Genomic DNA, 14,339 nt, shown 5'->3' on the forward strand with positions numbered 1-14,339 from the left:
TGTGGCGCATGTGACCCGTGAGCACCTTGATCGTCTGCTTGACCAGGCCCTGTTGGACGACGACCACAGTTCCCTGGCCAGTCGGCTCTACGACGTCGCGCTCGACTACTCGTCCGGCGACGTCTCCAGGGCGTCCATCCTGGTCCTCGCCGCCGAGGAATGGCGAGCGGCGGGCCAGCCCGCACGCGCGATGGAGTGCTTCCAGCGCGCGGTCGAGGACGGTGGCGAGGCGGGTTTCGATCCGCGTGCCGGCATCGCCGACACGCTGTTCGAGCTCAACCGGGCCGATGAGGCAAGGGAGATCATCGAGACGATACGCGCGGAGGGCGGCGTGTCCACGGCGACCGCTCACACGATCGCCGAGACGCTGGTGGCGTACGGGGATCTGCAGGGCGGGCTCGAGTGGGCCACCCAGGCCGCGCTGGGATCCGACGAGAGCGATCCGGAGCATGTGGCAGCGCTGCGTACGCGCTACCGCATCAGGGTCGATCTGGGGCTGCCGGAGGACGAACTGGACGCGCTCGTCCACTGACGAGCGGTTGCGGCCGGTCGGCTTGGACCGACCCTAGGCGTGCGCGATCGTCCATCCGCGCACGTGGTCCATGTCGGCATGCCCCTTCAAGTGACGGCTGCGCCTCAAGAGACCGCTGTGACCACGCGCCCCGTTCTTTCGGACTGACGGGCCTTGGCGAGATGGTGCAGGCCTCTAGGGGCAGCGCATGCGCACGTACACCGGCTCCGTCGCGCCTCCCCGACCCTCTGGCGCCTCCCTGCCCTCCCTGCCCGCCTGGCGTCTCACCGGCCTGCTACGCGCCTCCTCGACCTGCTACGCGCCTCCTCGACCTGCTACGCGCCTCCTCGGCCCGCTGTGCGGCTCGCTGGCCCGCTGAGCGCCTCACCGGGTGGCCGGGAGTCTGGGGCGGGCCATGGGGCGTCTCGCCGGGGCGCTGGGCTTCTCCGCGACACTGCGTGCCTCGCCGGCCCGGTGGGGCTTGCCCAGCGGTGGACCAGGACGTCGGCGGTCCCGGCGCCCAGAGACACCGAAGGCCTCCCACAGCGGTTTCTGTGGGAGGCCGGCGTTCCAAGGCGGGGTTGTCGGGACGGGTCGGGCCGGGGTGCAGGGGGCCGGAGGGGCCGCGGTCTCGGGTTGACGCGGCCCCTCCGGCTAGGGGGCGCCGGGCGCGGCAGGCACGGCCCGCGCCCGGACGAGGCGGCTGGGACGCAGCCTGCTCACCGCAGGCTGACGCCGTTGACCAGGACCGAGAGGCCATCCGTCCCCGCGGCGCCCGGCAGTACGGAGGTGTTCCCGAGGCCCGGCACGGCCTTGGGCAACAGCTCGCCTATGGCCTCCGTCCCGATCGCGTGCGTCGGCTTCTCCGGGCCCCTCGAACCCTCGGTGGCCGGGGCAGTGCCATGCTGCGGCCCGTGGCCGATCGGCATCTCGTTCGAGACCCGTTCCATCAGCGGCCTGCCTGGAAGGGATGGCAGCGCCGGGACGTGGGCCGCGGTGGACAGGTCCTCCATCCCGGCCGGGCCCCTCTTCAAGGGGAACAGCTCGGGCGAGGCGGAGGCCGGTGAGGGCATGCCCCAGGTCGCCACCATCCCACCGAGGTCGGCCAGGCCGGGCGCGGGGTTCCCGGCGGCCAGGCCACTCAGGCCGGCCTGCCTGGCCAGCCGCCCGATGGCGGTGCTGAGGGGGACCGTTTCCGGGGAGCGCATGCCGGCGCCTGGAGGGCCATCGTGAAGGTGCAGCCCGCGGCCCTCGCGGCAGTCCCGAGCGGCCGAGTCCGACGTCGCCACGGAAAGCCCGTTGCAGGCCGACGCCTGCGGGGCTGCGACGGCGAGCCAGATGACGCCCGCGGCCAGGGCCGCCGCAGCGGCGACGCTTCGGATCTTCTGGGATGACACCGCACGCCCCCTGATCGATGTCGGTGCTCTGACGAACGCCGAACGTAGTCGCAGCCGAGGCGGCCCGAGTGGGGCTTGTCCGAAGAGTGGGCCGAACCTTACCGAGCAACCGGCCCCGATGACCGTGCCGTGACACGCCGGAGCCCGGAGATCGCAATCAGATCTCCGGGCTCCGGCAGTGTCAGGCGGGCTCAGGCGGCTCGCTGGATGAGCAACTCGTCGTCGCCGAGATCGACGATGACCTTGTCGCCGTCCACGACCTCCCCCGACAGCACGGACCTGGCCAGCTTGTCGCCGATGGCCGACTGGACCAGGCGGCGCAGCGGCCGGGCGCCGTACATCGGGTCGTAGCCGGTCAGGGCCAGCCACTCGCGCGCCGCCGGCGTGACGTCCAGCGTCAGCCTGCGGTCGGACAGGCGCCGCGCCAGGCGCTCGACCTGCAGGTCGACGATCTGCGCCAGCTCCTCCGTCCCCAGCGCGTCGAAGAGGATCACGTCATCGAGGCGGTTGAGGAACTCCGGCTTGAAGGAAGTGCGCACCGCCCCCATGACGGCCTCCCGCTTGGCGCCGTTCTCCAGCTTGGGGTCGATGAGGTATTGAGAGCCGATGTTGGAGGTGAGGATCAGGATCGTGTTGCGGAAGTCGACCGTGTGGCCCTGGCCGTCGGTCAGCCGCCCGTCGTCGAGCACCTGGAGGAGGATGTCGAAGACCTCGGGGTGAGCCTTCTCCACCTCGTCGAGCAGCACGACGGTGTACGGGCGCCGCCGCACGGCCTCGGTGAGCTGGCCGCCCTCCTCGTAGCCGACGTAACCGGGAGGCGCGCCGACGAGCCTGGCCACGCTGTGCTTCTCGGAGTATTCGCTCATGTCGATGCGGGCCATCGCCCGCTCGTCGTCGAACAGGAACTCCGCCAGTGCCTTGGCCAGCTCCGTCTTGCCCACACCGGTCGGGCCGAGGAAGAGGAACGAGCCCGTCGGCCGGTCGGGGTCGGCGATGCCGGCCCGGCTGCGCCGTACGGCGTCGGAGACGGCCTGTACGGCCTGCTGCTGGCCGATGAGCCGCCGGCCCAGCTCCTCCTCCATCCGCAGCAGCTTGGCCGTCTCAGCCTCCAGGAGGCGCCCCGCGGGGATGCCGGTCCACGACGAGATCACCTCGGCGATGTCGTCGGCCCCGACCTCCTCCTTGACCATGGCGTTCTCCGGTGGCGCGGCCTCTGAGGCGGCCTTCAGCGCCTGCTCCAGCCGCGGTACCTCGGCGTACATCAGCCGCGAGGCGGCCTCGAAGTCGCCGTCGCGCTGCGCCCGCTCGGCGGCGCCACGGGCCTCGTCGAGCTGCTTCTTCAGCTCGCCGACCTTGTTGAGTCCGGCCTTCTCGTGCTCCCAGCGGCCGACGAGGGCGTTGAGCTCCTCCTGGCGGTCGGCCAGCTCCTTGCGGAGCCGCTCAAGCCGCTGGACGGAAGCCTCGTCGGTCTCCTTGGACAGGGCCAGCTCTTCCATCTTCATGCGGTCGACGTTGCGCTGGAGCTGGTCGATCTCCACGGGACGGGAGTCGATCTCCATGCGCAGCCGAGAGGCGGCCTCGTCGACCAGGTCGATGGCCTTGTCGGGGAGGAAGCGGCTGGTGATGTAGCGGTCGGACAGCGCGGCGGCGGCCACCAGCGCGCTGTCGGCGATCTGCACCTGGTGGTGGGCCTCGTAGCGGCCCTTGAGCCCGCGCAGGATCGCGATCGTGTCCTCGACCGTGGGCTCGCCCACGTAGACCTGCTGGAAGCGGCGCTCCAGCGCCGGGTCCTTCTCGATGCGCTCGCGGTATTCGTCGAGCGTGGTCGCGCCGATCATGCGCAGCTCGCCGCGGGCCAGCATGGGCTTGAGCATGTTGCCCGCGTCCATCGCGCCCTCGGCCGCCCCTGCGCCGACCACGGTGTGCAGCTCGTCGATGAACGTCACGATCTGCCCGTTGCTCTCCTTGATCTCGGAGAGCACGGCCTTGAGCCGCTCCTCGAACTCGCCGCGGTATTTCGCGCCGGCCACCATCGCGCCCAGGTCGAGCGAGATGAGGCGCTTGTTGCGCAGCGACTCGGGCACGTCGCCGGCCACGATGCGCTGGGCCAGGCCCTCGACGACGGCGGTCTTGCCGACGCCGGGCTCGCCGATCAGCACCGGGTTGTTCTTGGTGCGCCGGCTGAGCACCTGGACGACGCGCCGGATCTCGGAGTCGCGGCCGATGACCGGGTCGAGCTTGCCGGCGCGGGCACGCTCGGTCAGGTCGACGCCGTACTTCTCCAGCGCCTGGTAGGTGTCCTCAGGGGTCTCGCTGGTGACGCGGGCGTGGCCGCGTACTTTCTCGAACGCGTCGAGCAGCGCCTGCGGTGTCGCGCCCTGCGACTTGAGCAGCGCGGCCGCCTGGCCGCCGTCGGCGGCCAGGCCCACGAGCAGGTGCTCGGTCGAGACGTAGAGGTCCTCGAGACGGTTGGCGTGCTGGGCCGCGGTGTTCATCACCATGAGCAGCTGGCGCGAGCTCGACGGTGCCCCGACCGTCGCGCCCTGCGCCTTCGGCAGCGTCGCGAGCAGCTCCTCGGCCCGCGCCCGCAGCGTGCGCCAGTCGGCGCCGACGGCCTCGAGCAGCGGTACGGCGGTGCCGCCCGTCTGCGACAGCAGCGTGGTCAGCAGGTGCGCCGGTGCGATCTCGGGGTTGCCCTCAGCGGCGGCACGCCGCATGGCCCCCGAGAGCGCTTCCTGGCTCTTCTGGGTGAGCTTGTAGTCCATTACTTCTAGGCCCCCGGTGGCAGCTCATAGCGGATCAACGCTCTGACCATCCGCATCTCGGCACGCAGGCGGTGAACCTCCTCACGCAGCCGCAGAGTTTCGTTCTCGAGCTCGAGGATCCGCTTGATGCCCGCGAGGTTGATGCCCTCCTCCTGGGAGAGCCGCTGCACCTCGCGGAGCTGGATGATGTCTCTTGTGGAGTAGAGGCGGCCGCGGCCGGCGGTCCGGCCAGGACTGACCAGGCCCAGCCGGTCGTACTGCCGCAGGGTCTGCGGGTGGAGCCCGGACAGCTGCGCGGCCACCGAGATCACGTAGACGGGTGTGTCGTCGGACAGGTCGAAGTAATTGGCGTCCATCGGCTACTCGCTTCTGGCTCGCTGAATCAGATCAGCGCGCGGGTCCTCCCCCGCGGTCGCGGTGTTGAACTCGGTCAGGAGCTCGCGCGACTTGTCGTCGAGCGTCTTCGGCACGGTCACCTCGACGGTGGCGAGCAGGTCGCCCTTCGTGCCGTCCTTGCGGGTGACGCCCCTGCCGCGCACCCGGAACGTGCGCCCGTTGGGCGTGCCCGCGGGGATGCGCAACGTGACCGGCATGCCCTTGAGGGTCGGCACCTTGATCTCGGCGCCCAGCGCGGCCTCCGTGAACGTCACCGGTACGGTGATGGTCAGGTTGTCACCCGACCTGCCGAACACGGCATGCGGCTTGACGTGGGTCTGGATGTAGAGGTCGCCCGCCGGACCGCCGTTCTCGCCCGGGGCGCCCTTGGCCTTGAGCTTGACCCGCTGGCCGTCGGCCACGCCGGCGGGGATGCGGGCCTGGATGGTGCGGGTGCTCTTGGCCCGGCCGCTGCCCTCGCACACGGGGCAGGGGTCGTCCACGATCAGCCCGCGGCCCTTGCAGTCGCGGCACGGCTCGGAGAAGGCGAAGTTGCCCAGGTTGCGGCTGGCCGCCCCGGTGCCCTCGCAGGTGGGGCAGACCCTGGGGGTCGTGCCCGCCCGGGCGCCGGTGCCGGTGCACGCGGCGCAGGCGGCCGAGCTGGTCAGCCTGAGCGACACCGTGGTGCCCTCGACGGCCTCGGTGAACGACAGCGTGACCTCGGACTCGATGTCCTGGCCGCGACGCGGCCTGGACGTGGTGGTCGTGCGGGTCGAGCCGCCGCGGTTGAACAGCCCGCCGAACAGGTCGCCGAGCCGCTCGCCCGCGCCGCCGTGGCCCTGCTGCGCGGTCCCGCCGAACAGGTCACCGAAGTCGAACGGGAAACCGCCACCGCCGGGCCGCTGGCCGCCCACCCCGGAGCCGAACAGCGTGCGCGCCTCGTCGTACTCCTTGCGGCGCTTGCTGTCCGACAGGACGTCGTAAGCCTCGGAGACCTCCTTGAACTTGGCCTCTTTGGTCGCGTCGCCCTGGTTGCTGTCGGGGTGGTATTGCCTGGCGAGCTTGCGGTACGCCTTTTTGATCTCATCGGCGGTGGCGGTCTTGGGCACACCAAGGACGGCGTAGTAGTCCTTTTCCAAGTAGTCCTTGGTGCTCATCTAGGGCCCTTCGTCCTCGTCAGTTGTCTTCTTCGGATTGTGCGTCACCGTCGGGCGCCGCGGGGGCGGCGTCGTCGGGCTCGGCGGGCTCTGCCACGGCCACGCGCGCCGGGCGGAGCACCCTGTCACCCATCCGGTATCCAGGCTGCAACACCTCGATCGCGGTCGGCTCGGTCACGTCCGGGGAGTAGCTGTGCATCAGCGCCTCGTGGACGGTCGGGTCGAAGGGCTCGCCCTTCTGTCCGAAGGAGCTGAGGCCGAGCTTGGTGACGGCCGCCTCCAGCGACTCCGCCACCTTCGCGAAGCCCCCGGTGAGCTCTCCGTGGTCGCGGGCCCTGCCGATGTCGTCGAGCACGGGCAGGAGCTCCACCAGCGCACCCGCGACCGCCTGCTCCCTGACCGCGGCCCGGTCGCGCTCGACCCGCCTGCGGTAGTTCACGTATTCGGCCTGGAGCCGCTGCAGGTCGGCGGTCCGCTCGGCGAGCTGGGCGGCCAGCTCGCCGTCGGGGGAGACCGCAGCCGGCGCCTCGGCGAACGGCTGCCCGGCCGCCTGGTCGGCGGCCGCGGTCTCCCTGACCTGCCCCGTCTCCGGGTCGATCTTGCGCTTGTCGCGGATCACCGGCTCCTCATGCCCGTTTTCACGCGCCGGCATCACTTGTCCTTCTTCGGCTCGTCGTCGACGATCTCGGCCTCGACCACGTCCTCGTCGGCCTTCTGGCCGTCACCCGAGGACGCGTCCTGCGGGGCGCCCTCGCCGCCGGCCTGCTGCTGGCCCTGGCTCGCGGCGTAGATCGCCGAACCCATCTTCTGGCTGACAGTGGCGAGCTTCTCCGCCGAGGTGCGGATGGCGTCGGTGTCGGTGCCCTCCAGAGCCTTCTTCAGCTCGGCAAGGGCGTCGTTGACCTCGGTCTTGATGTCGCCGGGGACCTTGTCGTCGTTCTCGCGGAGGAACTTCTCCGTCTGGTAGGCCAGCCCGTCCGCGTTGTTGCGGACCTCGGCCTCCTCGCGGCGCTTCTTGTCCTCCTCGGCGTACGACTCGGCCTCGCGCATCATGCGCTCGATGTCGTCCTTCGGCAGCGCCGAGCCGCCGGTGATCGTCATCGTCTGCTCCTTGCCCGTGCCCAGGTCCTTGGCGGAGACGTTGACGATGCCGTTGGCGTCGATGTCGAAGGTGACCTCGATCTGCGGGATGCCACGCGGCGCCGGCGCGATGCCGGTCAGCTCGAAGGTCGCCAGCTTCTTGTTGTACGCGGCGATCTCGCGCTCGCCCTGGAACACCTGGATCTGCACCGACGGCTGGTTGTCCTCGGCCGTGGTGAAGACCTCGGAGCGCTTGGTCGGGATCGTCGTGTTGCGCTCGATGATCTTGGTGAAGATGCCGCCCTTGGTCTCGATGCCGAGGGACAGCGGGGTCACGTCGAGCAGCAGGACGTCCTTGACCTCGCCCTTGAGCACGCCGGCCTGCAGGGCGGCGCCGATGGCGACGACCTCGTCCGGGTTGACGCCCTTGTTGGGCTCCTTGCCGCCGGTGAGCTCCTTGACCAGCTCGGTCACGGCGGGCATGCGGGTCGAGCCGCCGACGAGCACCACGTGCGCGATGTCGGCGACCTTGATGCCGGCGTCCTTGATGACCTGGTGGAACGGGCCCTTGGTCCGCTCGAGCAGGTCGGCCGTCAGCCGCTGGAACTCGCTGCGCGTGAGCTTCTCGTCGAGGTGCAGGGGGCCCTCGGACGACGCCGTGATGTAGGGCAGGTTGATGTTGGTCTCGGACTGGCTGGACAGCTCGATCTTCGCCTTCTCGGCCGCCTCGCGCAGACGCTGGAGCGCCATCTTGTCCTTGGCCAGGTCGACGCCGTGCGCGTTCTGGAAACGCTTGACGAGCTCGTCGACGACGCGCTGGTCCCAGTCGTCACCACCGAGGTGGTTGTCACCGGAGGTGGCCTTGACCTCGACGAAGCCGTGGCCGTCCTCCTGGCCGACGTCGAGCAGCGACACGTCGAAGGTGCCACCGCCGAGGTCGAAGACCAGGATGGTCTGGTCCTGCTCCTTGTCGAGCCCGTAGGCGAGGGCCGCCGCGGTCGGCTCGTTGATGATGCGCAGCACGTTGAGGCCCGCGATCGTGCCGGCCTCCTTGGTGGCCTGGCGCTGGGCGTCGTTGAAGTAGGCCGGGACGGTGATCACCGCGTCGGTGATCTTCTCGCCCAGGTACGCCTCGGCGTCCTGCTTGAGCTTCTGCAGCACGAAGGCGCTGATCTGCTGCGGCGAGAACTTCTTGCCGTCGATCTCCTGGGACCAGTTGGTGCCCATCTCCCGCTTGACCGAGCGGATCGTCCGGTCCACATTGGTGACGGCCTGCCGCTTGGCGACCTCGCCGACCAGGACCTCGCCATTCTTCGCGAAGGCGACCACGGACGGCGTGGTCCGCGAGCCCTGCGCGTTGGCGATGACGGTGGGCTCACCGCCCTCGAGGATCGAGACGACGGAGTTGGTCGTCCCAAGGTCGATACCTACCGCACGTGCCATGAGTACGTCCTTGTAGTCAAAGTTGAGTCGGTCAGACTCAAGCTACGGATGCCTGTTGTCTTTGTCAAACGACTTGAGCCTACTCGACTCAACCCTCGTGAGTGCGGCTGCATTCCCGATTCTGCATGACAAAGCAGACCCCCGATGTGGTGCGCGTACATCGGGGGTCTGCGGGCGGGTTCGCTCAGCTGACGGGCGAGTTCATGTCGGTCTGGATCTCGGTGGTGGTCAGTGCGCGGTTGTAGATGCGGACTTCGTCGATGAGGCCGGTGAAGTATTCGCCCCAGATGCTGTTGCCGCCGATGCGGAGGGCGCCGTTGTCGGTGCGGATGGGTCCGCCTGCGGTGCGTTGGCTGACTTGGGTGCCGTTGACGTGGAGGCGGAGTGTGGTGCCGTCGTAGGTGGCGGCGAGGTGGCTCCAGGTGTTGAGGGGGAGTGAGGCGGTGCCGCCGATGTCGGCTTCGCCGGCGGTGTGGATGACGGTGTGGGGTCGGTCGGTGTCGCTGCCGGCGGACAGGACGTAGGCGAGGCCGCCCGTGTGTTGTTTCATGATGACGGTGCGCCAGCTGTCGACGGTGGTGGGTCTGACCCAGGCTTCGAGGGTCATGCCGGTGGTCAGGCGCAGGCTGGGTGCGTCGTTGACGGTGACCCAGCTGGAGGAGCCGTTGAAGGCCAGGGCGGAGCCGTGTCGTCCGCTCGCCGACCACGAGGTGTTGGTCAGGGTGCCGGTGTTGCCGGTGGCGGAGAGGTCCGCGACGGTGGATCCGGTCCCCTCGTTCATGCCGTACGCGGCCACCAGGCCCGGATTGGCCGGCGGCGCGGTGACGGCGGCGGACACCTCGGCCGACGAGGGGCTGAGGTTGCTGGCGGCGTCGAACGCGCGGACCCGGTAGTAATAGGTCCCCGCGGCGAGCCCCGCGTCGGTGAACGTGGTGGTCTGCGAGGAGCCGACCTGGTTCGCTCCCGACGGCGTGAATCCCGGCGTCGTCGACCGGTGCACCGTGTAGCCCTCCACGCCCACGTTGTCCGTCGAGGCACTCCAGGTGAGCTGCGCGTTGCCGGCGCCGCCGACCGCCGCGAGCGACCCGGGCGCGGTCGGCGCCTGGATGTCGGGCGGCGGTTCCTCGCCGATCGGGGTGTTCATGTCGGTGTGGATCTGGAGGGCGGTGAGTGCGCGGTTGTAGATGCGGACTTCGTCGATGAGGCCGGTGAAGTATTCGCCCCAGATGCTGTTGCCGCCGATGCGGAGGGCGCCGTTGTCGGTGCGGATGGGTCCGCCTGCGGTGCGTTGGCTGACTTGGGTGCCGTTGACGTGGAGGCGGAGTGTGGTGCCGTCGTAGGTGGCGGCGAGGTGGCTCCAGGTGTTGAGGGGGAGTGAGGCGGTGCCGCCGATGTCGGCTTCGCCGGCGGTGTGGATGACGGTGTGGGGTCGGTCGGTGTCGCTGCCGGCGGACAGGACGTAGGCGAGGCCGCCCGTGTGTTGTTTCATGATGACGGTGCGCCAGCTGTCGACGGTGGTGGGTCTGACCCAGGCTTCGAGGGTCATGCCGGTGGTCAGGCGCAGGCTGGGTGCGTCGTTGACGGTGACCCAGCTGGAGAAGCCGTTGAAGGACAAGGCCTTGCCGTACTTGCCGGACGCCGACCATGTGGTGGCCGTGGTCGTGCCGGGGTTGCCGTAGAGAGAGGCGTCGCCGACGGCGGTGCCCGCGCCCTCGTTCATGCCGTAGGCGGCCACCAGTCCGGCCGGGGTCTGCGCGGGCTTGTACGTCGCCGTGTACGTGGTCGCGCTCGCCGGCGCCGCGAAGTTGTGCGTTGCCGCGCCGCCGTCGGACCAGGCGTCGAACACGTAGTCGCTCTGGGGCGAGGGCGCCGTGATCGAGTTGCTGGAGTTGACGATCACCGTCCGGGTGAAGGGCGTGACCGTCTGCTCCTGGTTGAAGCCGAGCTGGAGGCCCGGCGGATTCGTCTGGAAGGTCACGTTCACGGTCTTCGGCTGCAACAGCACGCTCTTGGTGTCGGTCAGCCCGTGCTCGTCCGTGACGATCAGCCGTAATTCCAGATGCGACGGGTGCTCGTGGTCGGGCGCCTGGAAGGAGCCGGACGCGCCGGTGTACCTGGTGATCTCGTGCTCGTGGCAGGCGCCGGGGCAGTGGTGCATGATCAGGGCCCAGGTCATGCGGGATCCGGGGATGGCCCCTTCCTCCGGGTCCGTGCCCGTGCCGGAGAAGCCGATCGTGTCGCCGACTGCCCACGTCGTGGCGGACGACGGGCTGGAGATCGCCGCGGTGGGGGCGCTGTTGCCCACGTTGACGGTGACCGTGGCGTCGCCCTGGCCGCCCTGGTTGTCTCGCACCCGCAGCCTGACCACATAGGAGCCGATCTCCGTGTACGTGCGCGACGGCGTGGCCGAGGTCGAGTCGTCGAGCTCCCCGTCGCCGTCGAGGTCCCAGGCGTAGGTCAGCGGATCGCCGTCGGCGTCGCTCGACCCGGTGCCGGAGAAGGCGACGGTCAGCGGGGCGTGGCCGGAGGTCGGGGTGGCGCTGATCACCGCCGTGGGCGGGGAGTTGTCGTAGATGTAGCGGACGATCGCGCCGTTGTCGAAGTCGACGGCGAACAGGTCGCCGTTCGGGCCGGTCTCCAGCTCGACGGTGCCGATGCCGGTGTCGAACGAGGAGACCGTGGCAGGGTCGGGCAGGCCGTTGGTCCCCTTGGACATCACCCAGACGCAGCGCCGGCTGTAGTCGGAGAAGAACAGGGCCCCGTCGTAGGCGTCGGGGTACGGCCCGCCGTTGTAGAAGGCCACGCCGCTGGAGGAGGACTGGCTGCCCGGCGCGCAGGGGTCGCCGGTGTAGAGGCGCTGGTCGTGGTTCCAGCTGAAGTACGGCTGCTGGTGCGCGGACGGGCCGGCGGCGTAAAGGTTCTCGCAGAGCGTCAGGTTGAGCGCGTCGTAGCCGTCCTCCAGCCCCGGGCCCTCGTAGCAGGGCCAGCCGAAGTTGGCCACGCCGCCGGTCGGGTTCGCGATCCTGTTGAGCTCCTCGTACGCCCCCCAGCCGACCTCGCCGGACCAGATCTCGTCGGTGCCGGGACGGTGGGTGATCCGGAACGGGTTGCGCAGGCCATAGGCGACGACCCTGGCCGTGTTCGGGTCGGAGCTACCGGCGTTCGGGTTGCCGGGGGCGGCAGCCCCGGTGTCCGGATTTATCCGGATGATGGTGCCGTCGAGCCCGGTCGGGTCGCCGTTCGTCCGCAGGTCCTGGGAACGCAGCGTGCCGCCCTCCGCACTGGGCGGGGTGAGCGCGGTGCCCACCGCGCCGGGCGGGTCGCCGCACGGGTTGTCCGGCACGATGTCGGAACTGGTGAGGTTGTCCTGGCCGTAGTCGGGGAACTCGAAGCTGGCGCCGTCACCGGCCGAGGCGTACAGCATGCCGTCGCGGCCGAACTGCAGGTCGCCGATGGAATGGCTGGGGTACTGCTGGCACCAGTCGGTGATCAACGGGGTCTCCGCCCCGGAGGGCGAGATGACGGACAGGCGGCCGGTGATGCGGCAGCCGTCCCCGGTCGGTCCGGGAGGAGAGGGGCACTCGTCGTAGTCCTCGTTCGCCTGGCCCCAGCGTGGCGCGGTGCCGCCGGGTTCGGCGTCGTACGAATAGAGCACGTAGACGCGCGGGTCGGCGGGGAAGTTCGGGTGCAGCGCCATGCCCAGCAGGCCGCGGTCCCAGAAGTCGTGCACCTTGGTACGCAGGTCGGCGTACAGGGTGGGCGTGGTGTCGGAGAGCGAGTCGAAGACCTTGATGTAGCCGCCCTTCTCGGCCACGAAGACCCGGCCGTCGGCGGCGAACTCGATATTGGTCGGGCTGATCAGCCCGCTGAAGATGGTCTGCTTGTGGAAGCGTTGCGGCAGCGCCGCCGCCGGCGACGACAGCGCGGTCAAGCCGGCGAGAAGCAGGGCAGCGGAAACCAGGCAGCGTAAGAGCCGTCTCACGGATCCCCCCATTGGAGCGTGACATAACCGCCGGCGCCCCGTCGCCCGCGCGTACTGATCGATGTATTGCAACAAATCGATCAGTTGTCACTGGGGTTGTCCGTAAATGGACATGTCACAGTTTGACGAGCTATGCCTCAGGCTTTGGCACCGTCCACGATCTTGCGCTTGCCGAGCGCCTTCTTCAGCGTCACCGTCGTGGTCTTCTCCACCGCGATCATGATGCAGGACACGTTCCTGGCCTTGGGCGCGGTGCCCTCGTACAGGGTGATCGTGACCTTCTTGCCGGTCTCCTTGACCTTGACCTTGTGCAGCACGGTGCAGGGGGCGACGCCGGACGACCAGATGAGCTGGATCTTCTTGCCCTTGGCGACCGGCTTGGCCTTGGTCCATCGGACCTTGTGGACGTTGATGGCGTTGCCTGTCGGCTTGACCGGCTCCGGCCCCTTCGTAGGGGCGGTGGTGACCGGGCTCACGGCGACCGGCGCGTCCGGTGTGGAGGACGCGGCCTGCTTCGCGGACGGCGCTGCGGCACAACTCGTCGCGAGCACCACGGATCCGGCCAGAAGAGTCGCTTTCGTCATTGTCCGCATACTCATGTGACGGATACGGCCCGTCCCCGGTTCAGCGTCATACCGGAGTTAGTGTGGGTCCCGTGCTCCGTCAGGCCCTGCTCGCCGTCTCCAAGAGCGAACGCGCCGAGCGCGTGATCTCCACCTTGCCGCTGACCAGGGACGTGGTCAGGCGCTACGTCGCCGACGACGTCGGCGCCGTGATCGACGAGCTGACCCGCAGAGGGCTGCTCGTCACCGTCGACCACCTCGGTGAGGAGGTGACGGACCCGGCGCAGGCCGCGAACACCGTCAGGGAATACCTGTCACTGCTCGACCTGCTGCCCGCGGGCGCCGACGTGTCGGTCAAGCTCACCGCGCTCGGGCTGCGGCTGTCGGAGCAGCTCGCGCTCGACCACGCCGCCGCCATCTGCCGGGCCGCCGCGGACAAGAACGTCACGGTGACGTTCGACGCCGAGGAGCACGACACGATCCCGGGACTGCACTCCGTACACGCCGCGCTGCGCAGGGAACACCCGGACGTGGGCGTGGTGGTGCAGGCGTACCTGCCGGAGTCGCTGGAACGCTGTGAGAAGCTCGGCGGCGCCCGCGTACGCCTGTGCAAGGGCGCCTACACCGCTCCCGGCGCCTACACCAAGGACGCCGACATCGACCGCTCGTTCGTGCGCTGCCTGAAGGTCCTGATGGCCGGCACCGGTTATCCCATGGTCGCCACGCACGACCCCAGGCTGGTGCGCATCGCCTCCACGCTCGCCGTGCTCTCCGGGCGGGACGTGACAGGCTTCGAATACCAGATGTTGTACGGCGTCCGCCCCGACGAGCAGGCCCGCCTCGCCGGCCTGGGCGCCCAGATGCGCGTCTACGTCCCGTACGGCGCCGACTGGTACGCCTACCTCATGCGCCGCCTCGCCGAGCGGCCCCGCAACCTGACCTTCTTCCTCAGATCACTGCTGTCCCGCCGCTGACCCACGGCCAGGACCGGCGGCCGCGTCCGTCCACCCCGCCTGCACCCGGTCCCGCCGGAGGGCGGCACCCGGCACCGGCCCGGGCCGGCGGC

Annotated in this window: 9 protein-coding genes and 1 pseudogene; 2 read left to right on the top strand and 8 right to left on the bottom strand. The window is 69.7% G+C overall.

Translation table 11 applies throughout. From position 1 onward, the window contains the following. Position 1 precedes the first annotated feature (1 nt). Complete coding sequence (locus tag EDD27_RS46100; protein WP_241564617.1) at positions 2–532, top strand: tetratricopeptide repeat protein; 531 nt, start codon at positions 2–4, stop codon at positions 530–532. Positions 533–1,230: 698 nt separating this feature from the next. Here the strand turns inward: EDD27_RS46100 and EDD27_RS46105 are convergent. The 8 genes and pseudogenes from EDD27_RS46105 to EDD27_RS46140 form a co-directional block, all read right to left on the bottom strand. Then, positions 1,231–1,908 carry a hypothetical protein gene (locus tag EDD27_RS46105; protein ID WP_127938788.1) on the bottom strand — a complete coding sequence of 226 codons (678 nt, stop codon included), beginning with the start codon at positions 1,906–1,908 and terminating at the stop codon, positions 1,231–1,233. A gap of 191 nt (positions 1,909–2,099) precedes the next feature. Then, positions 2,100–4,673, bottom strand: coding sequence for an ATP-dependent chaperone ClpB (clpB, locus tag EDD27_RS46110; protein WP_127938790.1), 2,574 nt, complete (start codon positions 4,671–4,673; stop codon positions 2,100–2,102). A gap of 32 nt (positions 4,674–4,705) precedes the next feature. Next, positions 4,706–5,029 (bottom strand): annotated as a pseudogene (locus EDD27_RS46115) (heat shock protein transcriptional repressor HspR); the annotation flags it as partial. A gap of 3 nt (positions 5,030–5,032) precedes the next feature. After that, complete coding sequence (dnaJ, locus tag EDD27_RS46120; protein ID WP_127938792.1) at positions 5,033–6,205, bottom strand: molecular chaperone DnaJ; 1,173 nt, start codon at positions 6,203–6,205, stop codon at positions 5,033–5,035. 19 nt (positions 6,206–6,224) lie between these two features. Then, on the bottom strand, positions 6,225–6,857 hold the full coding sequence (gene grpE / locus EDD27_RS46125; RefSeq protein ID WP_127938794.1) for a nucleotide exchange factor GrpE: 633 nt from the start codon (positions 6,855–6,857) through the stop codon (positions 6,225–6,227). Then, the gene (gene dnaK, locus EDD27_RS46130; RefSeq protein ID WP_127938796.1) at positions 6,857–8,728 is read right to left on the bottom strand and encodes a molecular chaperone DnaK; all 1,872 of its coding nucleotides are present in this window, start codon (positions 8,726–8,728) and stop codon (positions 6,857–6,859) included. Before dnaK ends, grpE begins: the two co-directional genes overlap by 1 nt. Positions 8,729–8,912: 184 nt before the next feature. Continuing rightward, positions 8,913–12,710 carry a LamG-like jellyroll fold domain-containing protein gene (locus EDD27_RS46135; protein ID WP_206641957.1) on the bottom strand — a complete coding sequence of 1,266 codons (3,798 nt, stop codon included), beginning with the start codon at positions 12,708–12,710 and terminating at the stop codon, positions 8,913–8,915. A 137-nt stretch (positions 12,711–12,847) separates the two neighbouring features. After that, positions 12,848–13,294: a hypothetical protein gene (locus EDD27_RS46140; protein WP_241564618.1), complete on the bottom strand. Its 447-nt coding sequence runs from the start codon at positions 13,292–13,294 to the stop codon at positions 12,848–12,850. A gap of 71 nt (positions 13,295–13,365) precedes the next feature. Between EDD27_RS46140 and EDD27_RS46145 the strand changes: the two genes are divergently transcribed. Then, on the top strand, positions 13,366–14,247 hold the full coding sequence (locus EDD27_RS46145) for a proline dehydrogenase family protein (RefSeq protein ID WP_164904092.1): 882 nt from the start codon (positions 13,366–13,368) through the stop codon (positions 14,245–14,247). Positions 14,248–14,339 lie beyond the last annotated feature (92 nt).

The organism is Nonomuraea polychroma (assembly GCF_004011505.1).
Taxonomy (GTDB): Bacteria; Actinomycetota; Actinomycetes; order Streptosporangiales; family Streptosporangiaceae; genus Nonomuraea; species Nonomuraea polychroma.

What these genes read in the sequence shown, in the direction of transcription:
- clpB (WP_127938790.1), bottom strand. Translation starts at nt 4,673, where the DNA reads ATGGACTACAAGCTCACCCAGAAGAGCCAGGAAGCGCTCTCGGGGGCC.
- dnaJ (WP_127938792.1), bottom strand. Translation starts at nt 6,205, where the DNA reads ATGAGCACCAAGGACTACTTGGAAAAGGACTACTACGCCGTCCTTGGT.
- grpE (WP_127938794.1), bottom strand. Translation starts at nt 6,857, where the DNA reads ATGCCGGCGCGTGAAAACGGGCATGAGGAGCCGGTGATCCGCGACAAG.
- dnaK (WP_127938796.1), bottom strand. Translation starts at nt 8,728, where the DNA reads ATGGCACGTGCGGTAGGTATCGACCTTGGGACGACCAACTCCGTCGTC.
- EDD27_RS46140 (WP_241564618.1), bottom strand. Translation starts at nt 13,294, where the DNA reads ATGACGAAAGCGACTCTTCTGGCCGGATCCGTGGTGCTCGCGACGAGT.